The organism is Nocardiopsis sediminis, assembly GCF_042650565.1.
Classification (GTDB): Bacteria; Actinomycetota; Actinomycetes; order Streptosporangiales; family Streptosporangiaceae; genus Nocardiopsis_B; species Nocardiopsis_B sediminis.
Genome location: NZ_JBHSBH010000007.1, coordinates 476,057 through 493,837, shown reverse-complemented (window position 1 = coordinate 493,837; position 17,781 = coordinate 476,057). Strand labels below are relative to the sequence as shown.

The following is a 17,781-nucleotide window of genomic DNA, read 5'->3' as shown; positions in this document are numbered from 1 at the left end:
GGTGGGCGGCCGGTGGGCCAGGGGGTTCCCGTTCCGAAGGGCCTGAGGTGCCGTGCCTGTGCGCTGGGCGTCGGTGGGATGTCGCCCATTGTTTCCTGTGCCGGCGGACGGCCGTGGGCGACAATGTGGGGGATCCGGCAGTCGAGGTGAATTCGGGCCGTGCGGTCATGGCCCGTCCCCCTTCACTTCCCAGGAGGCAGCCCTGTCCCCCCAGCCGCCCTTCCGCGCCGTCCATCGATTCGCCATCTGCCTCCTCGTCCCGCTGCTCGCCCTCGGCCCGCACACCGCCGCGTCCGCCGATCCGCGTCCGCCCGGTGCGCCGTACGACCCCGCCGCCGACGTCGCTGCAGGGGCGCTGGACGCGTCGTCCCACGCGCCGCTGTCGGCGCCCCTCCCCGGCACCGACGCACCGGCCGCCGGCGACGCCGCGGCCGATCCGGTCACCGTCACGGAGTCCAGCGAACAGGTAGCCCCCGGGGTCGACGTCGGCACGGTGCGCACCGTCGACGCCCAGGGCTGGCAGCGGTCCAACGTCCTCTCCATCGACCTCGACGAGGGCGCCCGCATCGGCTACCTCGACGCCGGCCATGTGGCCGCGACCGCGCCCGTCTCGGAGATGGCCGACGCCGCCGGGGCCGTCGCCGCCGTCAACGGCGGCTACTTCGACATCAACAACTCCGGCGCCCCCCTCGGCGGCGGCGTCCGCGACGGCGAGGTCGTCGTGTCCCCGCAGGAGGGGTGGGAGCTGTCGGCCACCTTCGACGCCTCGGGGATCGGCCGGATCCAGGACCTGCTGTTCGAGGGGACCGCGGAGCTCCCCTCGGGCGAGGTCGCCCTCGACGCCCTCAACTCCGCCGCCTTGGGCACCGGTGAGATCGGCGGCTACACCGCCCTGTGGGGCGATTACCCGCGCACCCGCGCGGTCCGCGGCGCCGATTACGTCACCGAGGTGCTGGTGGTCGACGGCCGGGTGGCGTCGGTCTCGGACACCGCGGGGGAGGGGGACATCCCCGCCGACGCGACCGTCCTGCTGGGCCGGGAGGACGGCGCCGCCACGCTGGCCGGGCTGGCCGAGGGCGACCCCGTCGGCGTCGCGTTCTCCGCGGCCGCAGAGGACGGCGACGGGGTGCGGACGGCCGTCGGCGGGCGCCACCTGCTCGTCGCCTCCGGCGCCGTGCAGGAGGTCGAGTCCGCCTCGCGCGCCGCCCGCACCGCGATCGGCTTCTCGGCCGACGGCCGCCGCGTCATCATCGTCACCGCCGACGGCGCCGGGGCCGGTAGCCGGGCCGCGACCCTGCCCGAGATGGGCGAGCGCCTGGTGGCCGAGGGCGCCGACATCGGCCTGGAACTGGACGGCGGGGGCTCCTCGACGCTCGTGGCGCGCCCGCCCGGCGCATCGTCGGTGCAGGTGCGCAACGTGCCCAACGACGGCGAGGAGCGCCCCGTCCCCAACGGGCTGGCGGTCTACGCGCCCGAGTCCAGCGGCCGGGCGCACGCCTTCCGGGTGGCCACGGCCATCGACCCGGCCACGGCGCCCACCGCGTCGCCCGTCCCCGGCGGGCGCCCCGACCGCGTCTTCTCCGGGTTGACGCGTGTGCTGACCGCCACCGCCCACGACGAGGCGCTGGGGCCCGTCGCCGATCCGCCCCGGCCGCGCTGGAGCGCGTCGCGCGGGGAGGTCGACGACGGCGTCTTCCGCGCGGGCCGCCCGGGCACGGCGACCGTCACCGCCCGATCGGGCCGGGCCACCGGGGACATCGACCTCCACGTCCTGGGCGAGGCCGTCCGCCTGGCCGCCGACACCCGCGACGTCAACCTCACCGGCGAGGGTGCGACGGGCACCTTCGGCATCGTGGGCTATGACGAGCACGGCAACTCGGCCCCCATCGAACCCGCCGACGTGGAGCTGGACTACGACACCGCGCTGCTGGACATCGCCCCCGGCGACGACGGCCGCTTCACCGCCACCGCCCGCGCGGACGCGGGCGCGGCGGTGGTCACCGCCCGGGTCGGCGACCTGACCGCCCCGATCGGGGTGAGCGTCGGTGTCGACCGCCACGAGGCCGCCGCGTTCGACGACGCCGCCGAGTGGCGCGCCGACTCCGCCCGCGGCACCGCCGCCGTGGCCCCCGCCGACGGCCGCAACGGTGCCGGCCTGCGCTTGTCCTACGACTTCTCGCTCTCCACCGGCACCCGCACCGCCTACGCCTACCCGCCCGCCCCGCTGGGGGTGCCGGGGCGCACCCGCGCGGTGGGCATCTCGGTCTACGGCGCCGGCCGGGGCGAGTGGACCGCGTTCACCGTGGTCGACGCCACCGGCCGCGCCCACTCCGTCTACGGCCCCCACATCGACTGGTCGGGCTGGCGGGAGATCGAGATCCCCGTTCCCGACGCGCTGCCGCAGCCCGTCACGGTCAGCCGCTTCTACACCATCGAGACTTCCGCCGACCGCTCCTACACCGGCGAGGTCGTCCTCGACGACCTCTACCTCCAGGCGGCGCCCGCGCTCGACGTGCCGCCCGGCCCGCAGGTCCGCGATGACCTGGTGGCCACGGGCGGCGACGTCGGCGGCGCCGACTGGCGCTTCGCGGTCATGTCCGACGCCCAGTTCGTGGCCGCCGACCCCGACTCCGCGCTGGTGGCGGGCGCCCGGCGCACCCTGAGGGAGATCCGCGCAGCCCGGCCCGACTTCCTGGTCATCGCCGGCGACTTCGTCGACGAGGCCTCTGATGCCGACTTCGAACTTGCCCGCCGGATCCTCGACGAGGAACTGGAGGGCGAGCTGCCCGTCCACTACGTCCCCGGCAACCACGAGGTGATGGGCGCCTCCATCGACGGCTTCACCGAGCACTTCGGCGACCCCGTCACGACGTTCGACCACGAGGGGACGCGCTTCATCACCCTCGACAGCTCCATGGGTACCCTCCGGGCCGGATCCGCGGGCCAGATCCCCTACCTGCGCGACCGGCTGGCCGACGCGCGCGATGACCCCGCCGTCGACTCCGTCGCGGTCGTCGCCCACCACCCGCCGCGCGACCCCCTCCCGGCACAGAACAGCCAGCTGGCCGACCGCAACGAGGCGGCGCTGATCGAGGGCTGGCTGGCGGACTTCCAGCACGACACGGGGAAGGGCGCGGTGTTCATCGGCGGCCACGTCGGCGCCTTCAACGCGTCCAGCGTCGACGGCGTGCCCTACCTGGTCAACGGCAACGCGGCCAAGCCTCCCGGCGGCGGCACCGACGAGGGCGGGTTCAGCGGGTGGACCCTGCTCGGCGTGGACCGGATCCCCGGGCACGAGCAGCGCCGCGCCGCCGCACACCCCTATGCGGGCGGGCCCGACTGGATCTCCGCGCAGATCCGGCCGCACGTCGACGACCTGAGCGTGTCCGCGCCGGAGCGGCTGGCGGTGGGCGAGACGGCCGGCATCGGCGCGGAGCTCACCCAGGCCGACCGCACGGTCCGGGTGGCCTACCCCGTCGGCGCCGACTGGTCCGGCGGCGAGGGGGTGCACATCGGCCCGGTCGACGGCGACCGCCCCCGGCGGGCGCTGGCCGTGTTCGACCCCGCGACCGGCGAGCTCGCCGCGCTGCGCGAAGGCGAGATCATGCTGTCCGTCGAGGTCAACGGCGTGACGGCGCGGACGGAGGTGGACCTCGTCCCGTAGCCGTCGTGGCGCGGTCCCGGCAGGGGTGGTCGGACGGCCATTACAGTGCACCGTGAGGGGGCTCCCGCACGGGGGAGCCCGCGTGAGCGACGGACAGGACTCCAGCGTGCACGACCCGGCAGACGACGCCGCCCGGCCGCAGGCCGGGGACCCCGACCCCGCCCCGGCCGCAGCGGCCCCCGTCCGCCCGTTGCCGGCCGGACCCGACACCACCCGGGCCGACAAGTGGCTGTGGGCCGTGCGCCTGACCAAGACGCGCGCCGACGCCGCCCAGGCGTGCCGCGGCGGCCACGTGCGGGTCAACGACCGGCCGGCGAAGGCCGCGACGCCGGTGTCGGTGGGCGACGAGGTCCGGCTGCGCGCCAACGGCGTCACCCGCACGGTGCACGTCGCCCACGTGATCGAGAAGCGCGTCGGGGCGCCCCTGGCCGTGCGCTGCTACACCGAGACCACCCCGCCGCCCGCGCCGGAGGCGCTGGTGCGCACGGCCGTGCGCGAGCGGGGCGCGGGCCGGCCCACCAAGCGCGACCGCCGCCGCCTCGACCGCTTGCGGGAGAAGAACGCGGGCCCCGGGGCCGGACCGTGGCCCGGCCCGGGACCCTTCCCTCGCTGACCGCCTGCCGACCGCCTGCCGCGCGTCAGGAATCGGCGCGCATGTGGCGGAGCGGTCCGGCCAGCTCGGCGGCGTAGAAGTCGAAGAAGCCGTCGGTATCGGGCCCGGCGTCGATCAGGGCGAGGTGGTCGAACCCGGCGTCGACGAACTTCTGCGCGACGGCGAGGTGGCCGGCGGCTCCGGGGCCGTGGCCGAAGGTGTCCTTCATGTGCTCGGGGGAGATGAGGGCGGTGGCGGCCTCGAAGTTGGCCGGGTTGGGCAGCTCCGACTGCACCTTCCAGCCGGTCAGCCCGAACCGGAACTTCTCGTGGGCCGAGGCGAGCGCGGTGTCGTCGTCGGGCGCCCACGCCATGGGGACTTCGGCGTAGCGGGGCCCGTCGCCTCCGGCTTCGGTGTAGGCGGCGACGAGGCCGGCGTCGGGCTCGGTGGTGAACAGCGCGTCGCCGAGGTCGGCCGCCAGGCGCGCGGAGCCCGGGCCGCCGGCGGCCACCGCGATCGGGGGCGGCGTGTCGGGCAGGTCGAACACGCGGGCGTCCTCCAGCACCAGGTGCGTGCCCGTGTAGGAGCGGTACCCGCCCAGCCATAGCAGCCGGATGATCTCCAGGGACTCGCGGAGCATGGCCTGCCGCCCGGCGATGGCGGGCCAGCCGCGGCCGACCACGTGCTCGTTGAGGCGCTCTCCGGATCCCACGCCCAGCGTGAACCTGCCGTCGGAGAGCAGGGCGGTGGTCGCCGCCGCCTGGGCGATGATCGCCGGGTGGTAGCGGATGAACGGGCAGGTCACCCCGGTCACGAGCCGGATGCGGTCGGTGGCGGCGGCGATGGCGGCCAGGACCGACCAGGCGAAGGGGGAGTGGCCGTGGCTCTCCAGCCACGGGTGGTAGTGGTCGCTGATCTCGACGAAGTCGAACCCGGCCGCCTCGGCGCGCACCGCCTGGCGGACCAGTTCCTGGGGCGGGTGGGCCTCGGCGAAGAGCTTGTAGCCGATCTCCATTCGGTCTCCCTCCTGGACACCGCCGCAGCTACCCCGGGCCCGTGCCTGCCATGCGCCGGGGTGTGCGGGCGCCGGGCCGGATTCTCTTATTTGAGGGGTATTTACAACGGTTGTAATAAATGCAAATGTGGTTCACGTCACTCGGCAGAGAGGATCCGCATGGCGCACCCAGGCGGTGCGGCCGGGATGCGGCGCGAGAACCTCTTCGAGGTCCTGCGCCACGTCCACGCCCGCTCCACCTCCAGCCGGACCGAGCTGGCGGCCGCGACCGGGCTGAGCTTCGCCACCGTGGCCAGCATCGTCAAGGAGCTCCTGGCGGCCGGCGTCCTGCGCGAGACCGCGCGCGAGCGCAGCCGGGGCGGCCGGCCCGCCGCGCGGCTGGCGCCGGACCCCGGGCGCGGGCTCGTCGTCGGCGTCGATGTGGCCGAGACCTATGTGCGCGCCGACCTCTACGACGTCGCCCTGGAGCGGCTGCGCTCGGTGCGCCTGTCCCTCGACCCCGCGGTCAACCGCGTCGGCGACGTGGTGGCGCTCATCGTGCGCGCCGCCGGCGAGGCCATCGGCGCCGACCGCGCGGCCGTCCTGGGGGTCGGCGTCAGCGTGCCCGGCCAGGTCGACCCCGAGGGCGGCACCTCGGTCTTCGCCCCCAACTGGAACTGGCACGACGTCCCCCTCCGCGACGCGCTCGAACGCGACCTGCGGCTGCCGCTGGTCCTCGACAACCCGCTGAAGGCGATCACCACCGCCGAGCTGTGGTCGGGCGGCGGCCGGGAGACCGGCGACCTGGTCGTGGTCAACCTGGGCACCGGGGTGGGCGTGGGCATCGCCATCGGCGGCGCCCTGCACCGCGGCGTCACCAACAGCGCGGGCGAGTGGGGCCACTCCACGCTGGACATCGACGGCCCCCCGTGCCGGTGCGGCGGGGCCGGCTGCGTCGAGGCGTTCGTGGGCGCCCCCGCGATCCTGGAGCGGTGGCGCCGCTCGGGCGGCGACGTCCCGCCGGGGCAGGAGCCGGGGATCGCCGCCCTCGCCGCAGCGGCGGCCGCCGACGACCCGGCCGCCCTGGAGGCGATCGCCGGGACCGGGCGCTACCTGGGCGCCGGGCTGGCCAACCTCGTCAACATCGTGAACCCGGAGCTGATCGTCCTGGGCGGCTGGGTCGGCACCGGGCTGGGGGAGCGGCTGCGAGTGGCGGCCGAGGCCGAGATGAAGCGGCAGGCGCTGACCCGGTCGCTGGAGGCGGCCCGGCTGCGCATGTGCGCGGTGGAGGGCAACGGGGTGAGCCTGGGGGCGGCGACGTTCGCCCTGGAGTCGGGGGTGGAGGCGCTGCTCGGCGGCGCGGCCGGGACGGAGGCGCAGCGGTGACGGTTTCCCCCGCGACCGGCGACCCCCTCGGTGCAGGCGGGCGGCGTCCCCGGCGGCGCCGAGGCGCAGTGGTAAGCGCTTCCTCAACGAGCCGCACGCGCTGGGCGGGCCTGGGCTTCGCCGCCCCGTTCATGGTCGCGTTCACGGTCGCCATCGTGGCGCCGCTGGTCTACGCCTTCTACCTCAGCCTCTTCCAGGAGCGCATCGTCGGCGGGACGGTGTTCGTCGGCCTGGAGAACTTCACCGCCGCCCTCACCGACGACCGGCTGCTGAGCGGGATGCGCCGGGTGGGGCTGTTCCTCATCGTCCAGGTGCCGGTGATGCTGGGCCTGGCGCTGGTGGCAGCGCTCGCGCTCGACAGCGGGATGCTGCGCTTCGCCAAGGTCTTCCGCGTGGGCATCTTCGTCCCCTACGCGGTGCCGGCGGTGGTGGCGTCGCTGATGTGGGGCTTCATCTACGGCGACGAGTTCGGCCTGGCCGCCGACGTCCGCGACGGGCTCGGGCTGCCGATCCCCGACCTGCTCAGCGGGGGCTGGCTGCTCGCGTCGATCGGCAACGTGGTCACCTGGGAGTTCGTCGGCTACAACATGCTGATCCTCTACACGGCCCTGCGCGGGGTCCCCGCCGAGATCTACGAGGCCGCCGACATCGACGGCGCCGGCGAGCTCCGCAAGGCGGTCGCGATCAAGGTGCCCGCGCTGCGCGGCGCGCTGGGGGTGGCGCTGCTGTTCTCCATCATCGGCAGCTTCCAGCTGTTCAACGAGCCCAACGTGCTGAAGTCGCTGACGTCGTCGATCTCCACCTACTACACGCCCAACATGTACGCCTACAACCTCGCGTTCAACGGCCAGCAGTTCAACTACTCGGCCGCGGTGGCGATCGTGCTGGGCCTGGCCACGATCGTGGTCGCCTACGTCGCCCAGGTCCTCACCGCCAGGGGGCAGCGCCGATGACGACCACCGGAGTCCGCACGTCCGAGACCCGCAGCGGGGCGCCCGCCCCGGCCGCCCGGCCCCCGCGCCCCCGGCGCCGGCCGGCGGGCCGCGGCGGCCCGCGCCGCCGCTCCTCGGTGCCGCTCACCGTGCTCATGCTGGTGATGCTGGCCTACGCGGCGGTGCCGCTGCTGTGGCTGGTCATCAACGCCACCAAGTCCAACGCCACGCTCTACTCCAGCCCGGGGCTGTGGTTCGGCGACGACTTCGCGCTGGCCGACAACCTCGTGCAGGTCTTCACCTACCAGGACGGCGTCTACGCCCGCTGGCTGGCCAACACCGTCCTCTACGCCGGGGTGGGCGCCGCGGGCGCCACGATCCTGGCGGCCATGGGCGGCTACGCGCTGGCCAAGTTCGACTTCCCCGGCAAGCGGCTGATGATCGCCGTGGTGATCAGCGGGGTCGCGGTGCCGCTGACCGCGCTGGCGGTGCCCACGTTCCTGCTGTTCAGCCAGCTCGGCCTGGTGAACACGCCCTTCGCGGTGATCATCCCCGCCCTGGTCAGCCCGTTCGGCCTCTACCTGATGCGGATCTTCGCCGCCGACGCGGTGCCCGACTCCCTGCTGGAGGCCGCCCGGATCGACGGCGCCGGCGAGCTGCGCATCTTCTGGACCGTGGCGCTGCGGCTGATGGCCCCCGGGATGGTCACGGTGCTGCTGTTCGCGCTGGTGGCCACCTGGAACAACTACTTCCTGCCGCTGATCGTGCTCAACGATCCGCAGTGGTACCCGCTGACCGTGGGCCTGAACCAGTGGAACAGCCAGATCGGCTCCAGCTCGGGTGGCCAGGCCGTCTACAACATCGTGATCACCGGCTCCCTCGTGGCGATCGTGCCGCTGGTCATCGCGTTCTTCTTCCTCCAGCGCTACTGGCAGTCGGGCCTGGCCGCCGGCAGCGTCAAGCAGTGACCCCACCACCCGCCCACCCTGCACCTCCCCTCTCCACCGCACCCCCGCCACCCCCCGTCACCGCACAGAGAGACCACGCCCATGCGTTCGACCACCCCGTCCGCGCGGCACCCCCGCCGCGCGACCCCGGCCGCGGCAGCCGCGGCCGCCCTGCTCACGCTGACCGCCTGCGGCGGCGCCGGCGGCGGCGCGGAGCAGAGCGGCGACCAGTCCGACATCGAGGCGGCCCTCCAGGAGGAGACCACCCTCACCTTCTGGTCGTGGGCGCCCGAGATCGACCAGGCGGTGGAGGTGTTCGAGGAGGAGTACCCCGCCATCACCGTGGAGGTCGTCGACTCCGGCCAGTCCGCGGAGCAGTACACCAACCTCCAGAACACCATCCGCGCTGGCAGCGGCGGCCCCGACGTCGCCCAGATCGAATACTTCGCCCTGCCCCAGTTCGCCCTGACCGAATCGGTGGTCGAGCTCGGCGCCTACGGCTTCGCAGACTACGAGGAGGAGTTCACCGCCTCGGCCTGGGAGCAGGTGCAGGTGGGCGAGGGCACCTTCGGGGTCCCCCAGGACACCGGGCCCCTGGCGCTCTTCTACAACCACGATCTGCTGGAGGAGGCGGGAATCGACCCGCCCGGGACCTGGGCGGAGTTCGCCGACGCCGCCGAGCGGTTCCAGGAGGAGAACCCCGACTCCTACTTCACCGCCATCGACCCCGGCGACGCCGGCATGGTCGACTCGCTGCTGTGGCAGGCGGGCTCGCGCCCCTTCGCCATGGACGGCGCCGAGACCGTCTCGCTGGACCTCGGCGACGAAGGCGCCCAGCGCTTCTCCGATACCTGGACCGCCCTGCTGGAGGACGGGCTGGTCGAGCCCACCCCGATGTGGACCGAGGAGTGGTGGCGCGGGATGGCCACGGGCCGCTACGCCACCTGGATCGCCGGCGCCTGGGCGCCCGGGGCCATGGCCACCACCATGCCCGAGGACGCCGCGGGGGACTGGCGGGTCGCCCCGCTGCCCGCGTGGGAGGAGGGCGACCCCGTCACCGCGGAGAACGGCGGGTCCTCCACCGCCGTGATGGCGCAGTCGGAGAACCGCCTGGCCGCCATCGGCTTCGCCCAGTGGCTCAACACCGACCCCGAGGCGGTGCGGGTGCTCAACGAGACCGGGCTGTTCCCGGCCACCGCCGACCTCCTCGGCGACCCGGAGTACCTGGAGGCCGAGCACGAGTTCTTCGGCGGCCAGCGGATCAACGAGGTCCTGGTGGAGTCCTCGGAGAACGTGGCGCCCGGGTGGCAGTACCTGCCCGTCCAGGTCTACGCCAACAGCGTCTTCATCGACACCGCCGGGCAGAGCATCACCGAGGCGGCCCCCGTCGCCGACGGCCTCACCGCCTGGCAGGAGCAGATCGGCGACTACGCGGCCGAACAGGGCTTCACGGTGGAGACGCCCTGACCCCCATCCCCCTCGACCCACCGTCGGAGGCACCATGCCCGGATCCGGCCGTTCCCCCCGCACCGATTCCGCCCCCCGGCCCGCCTACCGCGCACCCCGCCCGCACCGGCCCGCTGCGACCCTGGCCGCCGCCATGAGCACCGTCCTCGCCCTGACCACCGCCGGAACGGCCGCCGCCGATGCCCCCGGCGCCGCCGATACCTCCGCCGCCACCGCGATCCGCCTGGACCCGAGTTACCAGCAGCCCGAATTCGAGGGCTGGGGCACCGCCCTCATCTGGTTCGCCAACGTCACCGGGCACTGGCCCGAGGAGCAGCGCGCCGCGCTCGCCGACGCCCTCTTCGGCGAGGACGGCCTGCGCTTCACCATCGCCCGCTACAACATCGGCGGCGGCGACTCCCCCGAGACCGAGCCCTACATGCGCGCCGGCGGCGCCGTGCCCGGCCACTGGCACCGCCCCGACGAGTTCGGCCCGCCCGACGATCCCGACGAGGACTGGCAGGAGCCCGCCGGATGGTGGGACCCCGCCGACCCCGAGCACTGGGACCACGACGCCGACGCCGCCCAGCTGTGGTGGCTGGAGGCGGCGCGCCAGCGGGGCGCCGACACCTTCGAGGCGTTCTCCAACTCCCCGCCCTACTTCATGACCGAGAGCGGGCTGACCTCCGGCAACACCGACCCCGCACGCGACAACCTCCGCCCCGACCAGTACGAGGAGTTCGCCGCCTACCTGGCCGGCACCGTCGAGCACATCGAGGGCGACACCGGCATCGACTTCGCGTCGCTGTCGCCGGTGAACGAGCCCAACACCGACTACTGGGAGGCCGGCGGGCGCCAGGAGGGCTCCCACTGGGACCCCGCCTCCCAGGCCCGCATCGTCTCGGCGGCCCGCGCCGAACTCGACCGGCGGGGGCTGGACACCCCGATCGCCGCCATGGACGAGACCAACCCGACCCTCTTCCGGACCAACTGGGAGAGCTACGGCGCGCAGACGCGCGCCGACATCGGGCGCCTCAACGTGCACACCTACGGCACCGACGGCCGCGCCGGGCCGCGCGACATCGCCAAGGGGTCCGACACCCCGCTGTGGATGTCGGAGGTCGACCTCGGCCCCAGCGGCATCCCGCAGGACTTCGACGCGATCGAGCCCGGCCTGGCGCTGTCGGAGCGGATCACCGATGACCTCACGCAGCTGGAGCCGGGCGCGTGGGTGCTGTGGCAGGCCATCGAGGACTACGAGAACATGCGCCCCGACCGGGAGAACATGAACTGGGGGCTGATCCAGGTCGACTTCACCCCCGAGGACGCCGCCACCGAGCCCATCCGGATGAACAAGAAGTACTACGCCATGGGCAACTACTCGCGGTTCATCGAGCCCGGCGCGCACGTCATCGCCGACGACGACCCCGATACCGTCGCCGCCACCGGGCGCGCGCCCGGCCGCGTCGTCGTGGTGCACACCAACCCCTCCGGCGCGGCGCGCGACATCGACGTGGACCTCGGCGGGTTCGCCTCGGTCGCCGGCGGCGCCACCGCCACCCCGCACACCACCTCCGCGAGCCGGAACCTGGAGGAGGGCGCCCCCATCGCCGTGGACGGCGACCACCTGCGCGCCACGGTGGAGGCCGGATCGGTCACCACCTTCGTCATCGACGGAGCGGAGGGGGTCGACCCCGGGCAGGCGCTCATCCGCCCCGGCAGCGAGTACGGCCTGACCGGCTCCGCCAGCGGGCTGGACCTGGCCGCCGCGGAGGACGGCACCGTCGTCCAGACCGGCACCCCCGATGGCGACGCCGGACACTGGACCTTCCAGCCGGCGGGCGACGGGTGGGACAGCCGCACGCAGTACACCATCGCCAACGCCGCCACCGGCACCGTGCTCAGCGCCGATGGCGGCGAACTCGCCCTCGCGCCGCCCGGATCCGGGGCCGATCAGCGGTGGATGGTCTCCACCACGGGGCAGGGGGAGGTCACGGTCGTCAACGCCGGCAACGGGCTGCTCCTCGACGTGCTCGGCGATTCCCGCGACGAGGGCGCCCCGGTGGGGGTGTGGCGGCCAACCACCGGCGCCAACCAGGTGTGGGACCTGGCCGGAGCGGACTGACCGCGGTCCCCGGACCGGCCCCGGCGGCTCCGGCCGCCGACCCGGTGGGGCGGGCCCCGGCCCGCCCCACCGCTGCGCACGACCGCCCCGGCCCGCCTCTGCACCGGGCCCGACACACGCGTGGAGACGCACATGCCGACGTTCGCGATCGGAGAACGGGACTTCCTGCTCGACGGCGAGCCCCTTCAGATCATCTCGGGCACCCTGCACTACTTCCGGGTCCACCCCGACCAGTGGGCCGACCGGCTGCGCAAGGCCCGCCTCATGGGCCTGAACACCATCGAGACCTACGTAGCCTGGAACGCCCACGCCCCCCGGCGCGGCGAGTTCCACACCGACGGGCAACTGGACCTGCCCCGGTTCCTGCGCCTGGCGGCGGAGGAGGGGCTGCACGCCATCGTCCGGCCCGGGCCCTACATCTGCGCGGAGTGGAGCAACGGCGGCCTGCCGGCGTGGCTGACGGGCGACCCGGACGTGCGCCCGCGCAGCAGCGAGCCCAACTACCTCGCCGCCGTCGGCGACTACTTCGGCCACCTGCTGCCGCTCCTGGCCCCGCTCCAGGTCACCCGCGGCGGCCCGGTGCTGGCGGTGCAGGTGGAGAACGAGTACGGCGCCTACGGCGACGACACCGGCTACCTGCGCACCCTGGCCGACGCGCTGCGGCAGGGTGGGATCGAGGTCCCGCTGTTCACCAGCGACCAGGCCGACGACACCATGCTCGCCCGGGGCGGGGTGCCCGGCCTGCTGCGCACCGCCAACTTCGGCTCGCGCGCCGCCGAGCGGCTGGCGGTCCTGCGCCGGCACCAGCCCACGGGCCCGCTGATGTGCATGGAGTTCTGGGACGGGTGGTTCGACCGCTGGGGCGGCCCCCACCACACCACCCCGGTCGAGGAGGCGGCGCGCGCCCTCGACGAGCTGCTGGCGGCCGGCGCCTCGGTGAACCTCTACATGTTCCACGGCGGCACCAACGCGGGCTTCACCAACGGCGCCAACGACAAGGGCGTCTACGAGCCGACGGTCACCTCCTACGACTACGACGCGCCGCTGTCGGAGTGGGGCGAGCCGACCGCGAAGTACGCGGCGTTCCGCGACGTGATCGCCCGCTACGCCAAGGTCCCCGCCGAGACCCCCGAGCCGGCGCCCCCGGCGCCGCGGCTGCATGTGCCGGTGTCGGGGTCGGCCCCGCTGCTGGCGGCGCTGGGCCGCCTGGGTGCGGCGGAGCGGCACCAGGACGCCCCGACCATGGACGACCTCGGCCACTACCAGGGGTTCCTGCTCTACCGGACCCGGCTGGCGGCCGAGGGGGAGGCGGTGCTGTCGGTCGGGGAGGTGCGCGACCGCGCCCAGGTGTTCGTCGACGGCGCGGCGGCGGGCGTGCTCAACCGCGACTTCCACGACACGACCCTGGCCGTGGCCGCGCCGCGCCCCGGCGCCGTCCTGGAGATCCTGGTGGAGGACCAGGGGCGGGTGAACTACGGGGCGCGCATCGGGGAGCCCAAGGGGCTCATCGGGCCGGTCCTGCTCGACGGGGCGCCCCTGCGGGGGTGGGAGGTCGTGCGGCTGCCGCTCGACGACCTGTCCGGCGTCGAGTTCGGCCCGGCGCGGGCGCCGCTGCCCCGGGCGGGGTTCCACGAGGGCACCTTCGACCTGGAGGAGGCGGCCGACCTGCACCTGGACACCTCGGGGTGGGGGAAGGGGCAGGTGTGGGTCAACGGGGTCAACCTCGGCCGGTACTGGCGCCGCGGCCCGCAGCGGACCCTCTACGTCCCCGCCCCCGTGGTCCGGGCCGGGTCCAACCGGCTGGTGGTGCTGGAACTGGAGTCGTCGGCGCGCAGCGGGTGGGACTTCGTGCCGGCCGCCGACCTGGGGCCCGTCCCCGTCGACTGAGCCCCGGCCCGGTGGGCTGAGCCCCGGTGTGGTGGACCAGGCCCCGGCCGGCGCGGCGGGCCGCGCATGGACGCGGGGGCGCCGGATAGTCGGCCGGGTATGCACGACGAACCGATCGCGTGGGAGGACCTGGACGACGACCAGCTCCTGGCGGCCATGGCGCGGCTGATCGACGAGGAGCCCGTCCGCCCGGAGGTGGTCGCCTTGTATTCCGCCGTCCTGGGCGCGGTCCCGGGCGCGGCTTGACATCAACTCCGGTTGAAGTTCGAGACTGGCCGGGCGGGCCGCGACCGGTGTGCCCGCCGGCCGGGGACGGCCGAAAGCGGTCGGATCGACGGGGGAGTGGCGCAGATGCGTGCGGTCGAGGTGGCGCGGTTCGGAGAGCCCGAGGTGCTGGCGGTGGGCGAGGTCGCCGACCCGGTCGCCGGGGACGGGCAGGTGGTGATCGCCACGGAGGTCGCCGACGTGCTGTTCCTGGACGTCAAGCTGCGCCAGGGCTGGGGCGGCGAGTACTTCCCGCTGACGCCGCCCTACATCCCCGGTGCGGGCGTCGTCGGCCGGGTCCGCTCCGTCGGCGGCGGCGTCGACCCCGCGTGGGTGGGGCGCCGGGTGGCGGCCTCCACGATCGGGTTCAGCGGCTACGCCGAGCAGGCCCTCGCGCCGGTGGAGGGGCTGGCCGCGGTCCCCGATGAGCTGGAGCCGGCCGTGGCCGCCGCGCTGACCCACGACGGGCGCACGGCGATGGGGGTCTTCGACCGGGCCCCGGCGTCGGCGGGCGACAACGTCCTGGTCATCGCGGCGGCGGGCGGGCTCGGCATCGCGCTCGACCAGCTCGCGGGCGCCGCGGGCGGCCGCGTGATCGCCGCCGCCCGCGGCGAGCGCAAGCTCGACCTGGCCCGCGAGCTGGGCGCGGCCGAGGCGGTGGACTACTCCGGGCCCGGCTGGATCGACCGCGTCCGCGCGGCCACCGGCGGGGCCGGGCTGGACATCGTCTACGACGGAGCAGGCGGCGAGCTGGGCGGCGCCGCCTTCGCCGCCACCGCCGACGGCGGCGTGTTCTCCGCCCACGGCCTGGCATCGGGCCAGGCCGCCACGGTCGACCCGGCGGAGGCCGAGCGCCGCGGCATCACGATGCTGGGCATCCAGGACGCCTCCTTCGGCCCCGCTGAGGGTCGGCGCCTGATGGAACGCGCCTTCACCGAGGCCGCGAAAGGCCACCTGCGCCCGGTCATCGGCGCCACCTTCCCCCTGGACAAGGCCGCCGAGGCCCACGCGGCGGTCGAGTCCCGAGAGGTTGTCGGCAAGACGCTGCTGGTGGTCTGAGGGCCCTGGGGCGAGCCGCGCGGTCCCGGAGGGATACCGTCTCCGGGCCGCGCCTCCCGGCTCAGGCCTGCGGGCCGGCGTAGCCGAACACGGGGCACTCCATCAGGTACCTGGTGAGCGCCGGCCAGGACATCTGCTGTAACTCCCGCTGCGCCCGTGCATTCCACATGGCGCGGATCTCCGGGGATTCGTCCGGCGGCACTTTCGCCACCCGGACCTCGTCGCCGTTATCCGCGCTGAAAATCCTGTTCCCGCACAGGTCCCGCGATGCATGCTCGCGGATCTCCACATTGCGTTCCCGCGCCCACGACCGGAGTTCCGGCATGCTGATCTGCCGGACGTTGCTGATCACCGAACGCGCTCCGCCCTGAGGGCGGCGAGGGCCGTCCGCGTCCTCCTGATGAATGCGGCGGCGCGCACGAGCCGTTCCTCGTAGAAGCGCAGTTCCCATTTCACCCGATACGGGCGGACCCGGCTCGGGCGCTTCGGTAGAGTGGTCGTCGTCATCGCGTTCCTTCGCTGGTCGATGGCCGCACCTGCAATGCGGCCGGCGAATTCACCTCCAGGTCCTCAGCGTTCTGCTGTGGAAATCCATCCGCCAGATGTTGAGCGCTGCCTATGCTTGCGGCAGCGGGTCCGGCAACATTCGGAGGTCTGCAATGTCCGATTTCGCCACCAGGGCGCGGGCGGCGTTGAAGGAGCAGGGGTTGTCGCTCCGCGGTGCCGCTCGGGCCATCAATTTCGACTCGGGACATCTGTCCCGCGTGTTTTCGGGAAAACGACCGCCGTCACCGGAGATGGCCAAGGCCATCGACACCCTTGTCGGGGCCGATGGCGCACTCGCGGCTTTGGCGTCCACCCTCACGCCGGACGACCGCGAGAGGGTCGCGCGCAGCTTCGCGCTTCCGTCTCGGCTCGACTCCGGGACGGTGCAGGCGTTGGCGAATGTCCTGGCCGCGCAACGGCGGCTGGAGGATGCCGTGGGGGCGTCCGTCATGCTGCCGGGGAGCCTGGCGCAGCTGTCCACCGTCACGGGGTTCGTCCGTGATGCACACGGACCGCACCGCGCCTCCCTGCTGGCGGTGGTGGCCGAGATGCACCAGCATGCGGGATGGATGCTGGCCGCCGTCCGCCGCGACCGGGAAGCGCTGTCGATGCTCGCTCTGGCCGAGGAGATGGCGGATGAGGCCGATGCCCCCGTCATCGCGGCGGTCGCCGTCTCCTTCCGCGGATATGTCGCGCGCCAGCAGCGGCATTTCGGGGGTGTGGTCCGCGCCTCCCAAGCCGCGCGGCACAGCCCCGGGGCCCACGAGACCCAGCAGGTCTTCGATACCTTCCAGGCGGCGCAGGGCTATGCCGGCCTGGGCCGGGCGGACGCCGCGCGACGGTTGCTGGACGAAGCGGCGCACCGGGCGGCGACGGCCGGGGAGCCGCCGGACGTCGTGTACTGGTACTCGCCCGCCTTCTTCTCGCTGAACATCGGCATGGTCCACGCGTCATTGGGCGATCACGCCGACGCCGCCGACCACCTCCGGACCGGCCTCGACGGACTCCCCCCGGAACAGCGCGGCGCAGAGTGGACCGAAGAGTACAGAGAAGCCCTGGTCGCCGCCCAGGCCGCGTGACCACCGGTCTGCCGCCGTCCTTGCTCGTTCTCATGCCTCCCGTGGGCGGAGGCGGTGGCCGGTGAGGCGGGTCGGGGCGATGCGGACGCAGGCGTCGCGGTCGCCTCCCGCCCAGGGGCGGATGGGGGTGAGGGCGCGGAGCGCGCTCAGTTCCGACGGTTCCTCCACCCGGTGGGCGGGGCCGGCGGCCAGGACGGTCCAGCCTTCGCTCATGGCGCCGTCGAACCGGTCGACCTGGAACCCCACGTCGCCGAGGGCGTGGCGGGCGATCACACCCTCGGGGTCGGTCCGGAAGACGATCGTCCCGGCCGACACCAGGTAGTTCACCGGCAGGACCACCGGCGCCCGCTCATCCTCCACCAGGAACGCGACCCGCCCCACCCCGCCGGGCTCCAGGAGGCGGGCGCACTCCTCAGCGTCCAGCTCCCGCAGCTCCGGGTCGGGCACCGGCGCGCCCGGGAGCCCGGGCGCGCCCTCCGGCTCTGCGCCCAGCAGCGCGTCCTCGGTGGTCTGGAGCGCCCGCGCAAGCCGGTGCAGCGCCCACCGGGTCAGGACGGGCGGGTGCTCCTCCAGGTAGGCGACGTAGCCCGGCGCCATCCCGGCGCGCAGGGCCACCTCCTCGCGGGTCAGCCCGAGCCCCTTGCGCCGGTGGGCCGCGCGCCGCCCCAGATCCCCGCCGGCATGGCCGGTGTCGTATGCGTCCATCACAGCGTCCCCCGTCTTCCGTACGGGACCACGAGCGCCCCGTCCCCGCCACTGTCGATAGTGCGCCCGCCGACCCCGGAAGATCCACCGCGACGTGCGGAGGTGACCGGGTCGGGTCACCGGAATCGGCGCTCCCGCCCCGCCACCCGGCCGCA

General features: G+C 74.2%; 14 protein-coding genes. 11 read left to right on the top strand and 3 right to left on the bottom strand.

Annotation, left to right across the window (positions count from 1 at the left end):
- Positions 1-97: 97 nt before the first annotated feature.
- Entirely contained in the window at positions 98-3,664 is a 3,567-nt protein-coding gene (locus tag ACFOVU_RS11250; protein WP_378532592.1) for a phosphodiester glycosidase family protein, read from the top strand.
- A 190-nt stretch (positions 3,665-3,854) separates the two neighbouring features.
- The gene (locus ACFOVU_RS11245; protein ID WP_378532822.1) at positions 3,855-4,277 is read left to right on the top strand and encodes an RNA-binding S4 domain-containing protein; all 423 of its coding nucleotides are present in this window, start codon (positions 3,855-3,857) and stop codon (positions 4,275-4,277) included.
- A gap of 25 nt (positions 4,278-4,302) precedes the next feature.
- Here ACFOVU_RS11245 and ACFOVU_RS11240 read toward each other — a convergent pair whose 3' ends face one another.
- Positions 4,303-5,271, bottom strand: coding sequence for a TIGR03557 family F420-dependent LLM class oxidoreductase (locus ACFOVU_RS11240; RefSeq protein ID WP_378532591.1), 969 nt, complete (start codon positions 5,269-5,271; stop codon positions 4,303-4,305).
- 159 nt (positions 5,272-5,430) lie between these two features.
- Between ACFOVU_RS11240 and ACFOVU_RS11235 the strand changes: the two genes are divergently transcribed.
- The 8 genes from ACFOVU_RS11235 to ACFOVU_RS11200 all read left to right on the top strand — a co-directional run bounded on the left by ACFOVU_RS11235 (position 5,431) and on the right by ACFOVU_RS11200 (position 15,296).
- Positions 5,431-6,636, top strand: a complete 1,206-nt coding sequence (locus ACFOVU_RS11235) for an ROK family transcriptional regulator (RefSeq protein WP_378532589.1) — start codon at positions 5,431-5,433, stop codon at positions 6,634-6,636.
- Between the two features lie 68 nt (positions 6,637-6,704).
- Entirely contained in the window at positions 6,705-7,589 is an 885-nt protein-coding gene (locus ACFOVU_RS11230; RefSeq protein ID WP_378532587.1) for a carbohydrate ABC transporter permease, read from the top strand.
- A complete protein-coding gene (locus ACFOVU_RS11225; RefSeq protein WP_378532585.1) occupies positions 7,586-8,536 on the top strand; it encodes a carbohydrate ABC transporter permease in 951 nt (316 codons plus the stop codon). The genes ACFOVU_RS11230 and ACFOVU_RS11225 overlap by 4 nt, the downstream gene beginning before the upstream one ends.
- Before the next feature lie 81 nt (positions 8,537-8,617).
- Positions 8,618-9,982 (top strand): ABC transporter substrate-binding protein, encoded by a 1,365-nt coding sequence (locus ACFOVU_RS11220; protein WP_378532583.1) that lies wholly within the window; start codon positions 8,618-8,620, stop codon positions 9,980-9,982.
- A gap of 34 nt (positions 9,983-10,016) precedes the next feature.
- Complete coding sequence (locus ACFOVU_RS11215; RefSeq protein ID WP_378532581.1) at positions 10,017-12,086, top strand: glycoside hydrolase; 2,070 nt, start codon at positions 10,017-10,019, stop codon at positions 12,084-12,086.
- Between the two features lie 132 nt (positions 12,087-12,218).
- A complete protein-coding gene (locus tag ACFOVU_RS11210) occupies positions 12,219-13,973 on the top strand; it encodes a glycoside hydrolase family 35 protein (RefSeq protein WP_378532579.1) in 1,755 nt (584 codons plus the stop codon).
- 99 nt (positions 13,974-14,072) lie between these two features.
- Positions 14,073-14,219 carry a hypothetical protein gene (locus ACFOVU_RS11205; protein WP_378532576.1) on the top strand — a complete coding sequence of 49 codons (147 nt, stop codon included), beginning with the start codon at positions 14,073-14,075 and terminating at the stop codon, positions 14,217-14,219.
- A 105-nt stretch (positions 14,220-14,324) separates the two neighbouring features.
- Positions 14,325-15,296: a zinc-binding dehydrogenase gene (locus tag ACFOVU_RS11200; RefSeq protein WP_378532574.1), complete on the top strand. Its 972-nt coding sequence runs from the start codon at positions 14,325-14,327 to the stop codon at positions 15,294-15,296.
- 61 nt (positions 15,297-15,357) lie between these two features.
- Here ACFOVU_RS11200 and ACFOVU_RS11195 read toward each other — a convergent pair whose 3' ends face one another.
- A complete protein-coding gene (locus ACFOVU_RS11195) occupies positions 15,358-15,648 on the bottom strand; it encodes a hypothetical protein (RefSeq protein WP_378532572.1) in 291 nt (96 codons plus the stop codon).
- 307 nt (positions 15,649-15,955) lie between these two features.
- Between ACFOVU_RS11195 and ACFOVU_RS11190 the strand changes: the two genes are divergently transcribed.
- On the top strand, positions 15,956-16,921 hold the full coding sequence (locus ACFOVU_RS11190; protein WP_378532570.1) for a helix-turn-helix domain-containing protein: 966 nt from the start codon (positions 15,956-15,958) through the stop codon (positions 16,919-16,921).
- A 30-nt stretch (positions 16,922-16,951) separates the two neighbouring features.
- Here the strand turns inward: ACFOVU_RS11190 and ACFOVU_RS11185 are convergent, their stop codons facing one another.
- On the bottom strand, positions 16,952-17,626 hold the full coding sequence (locus ACFOVU_RS11185) for a helix-turn-helix domain-containing protein (RefSeq protein WP_378532568.1): 675 nt from the start codon (positions 17,624-17,626) through the stop codon (positions 16,952-16,954).
- Positions 17,627-17,781: the final 155 nt, after the last annotated feature.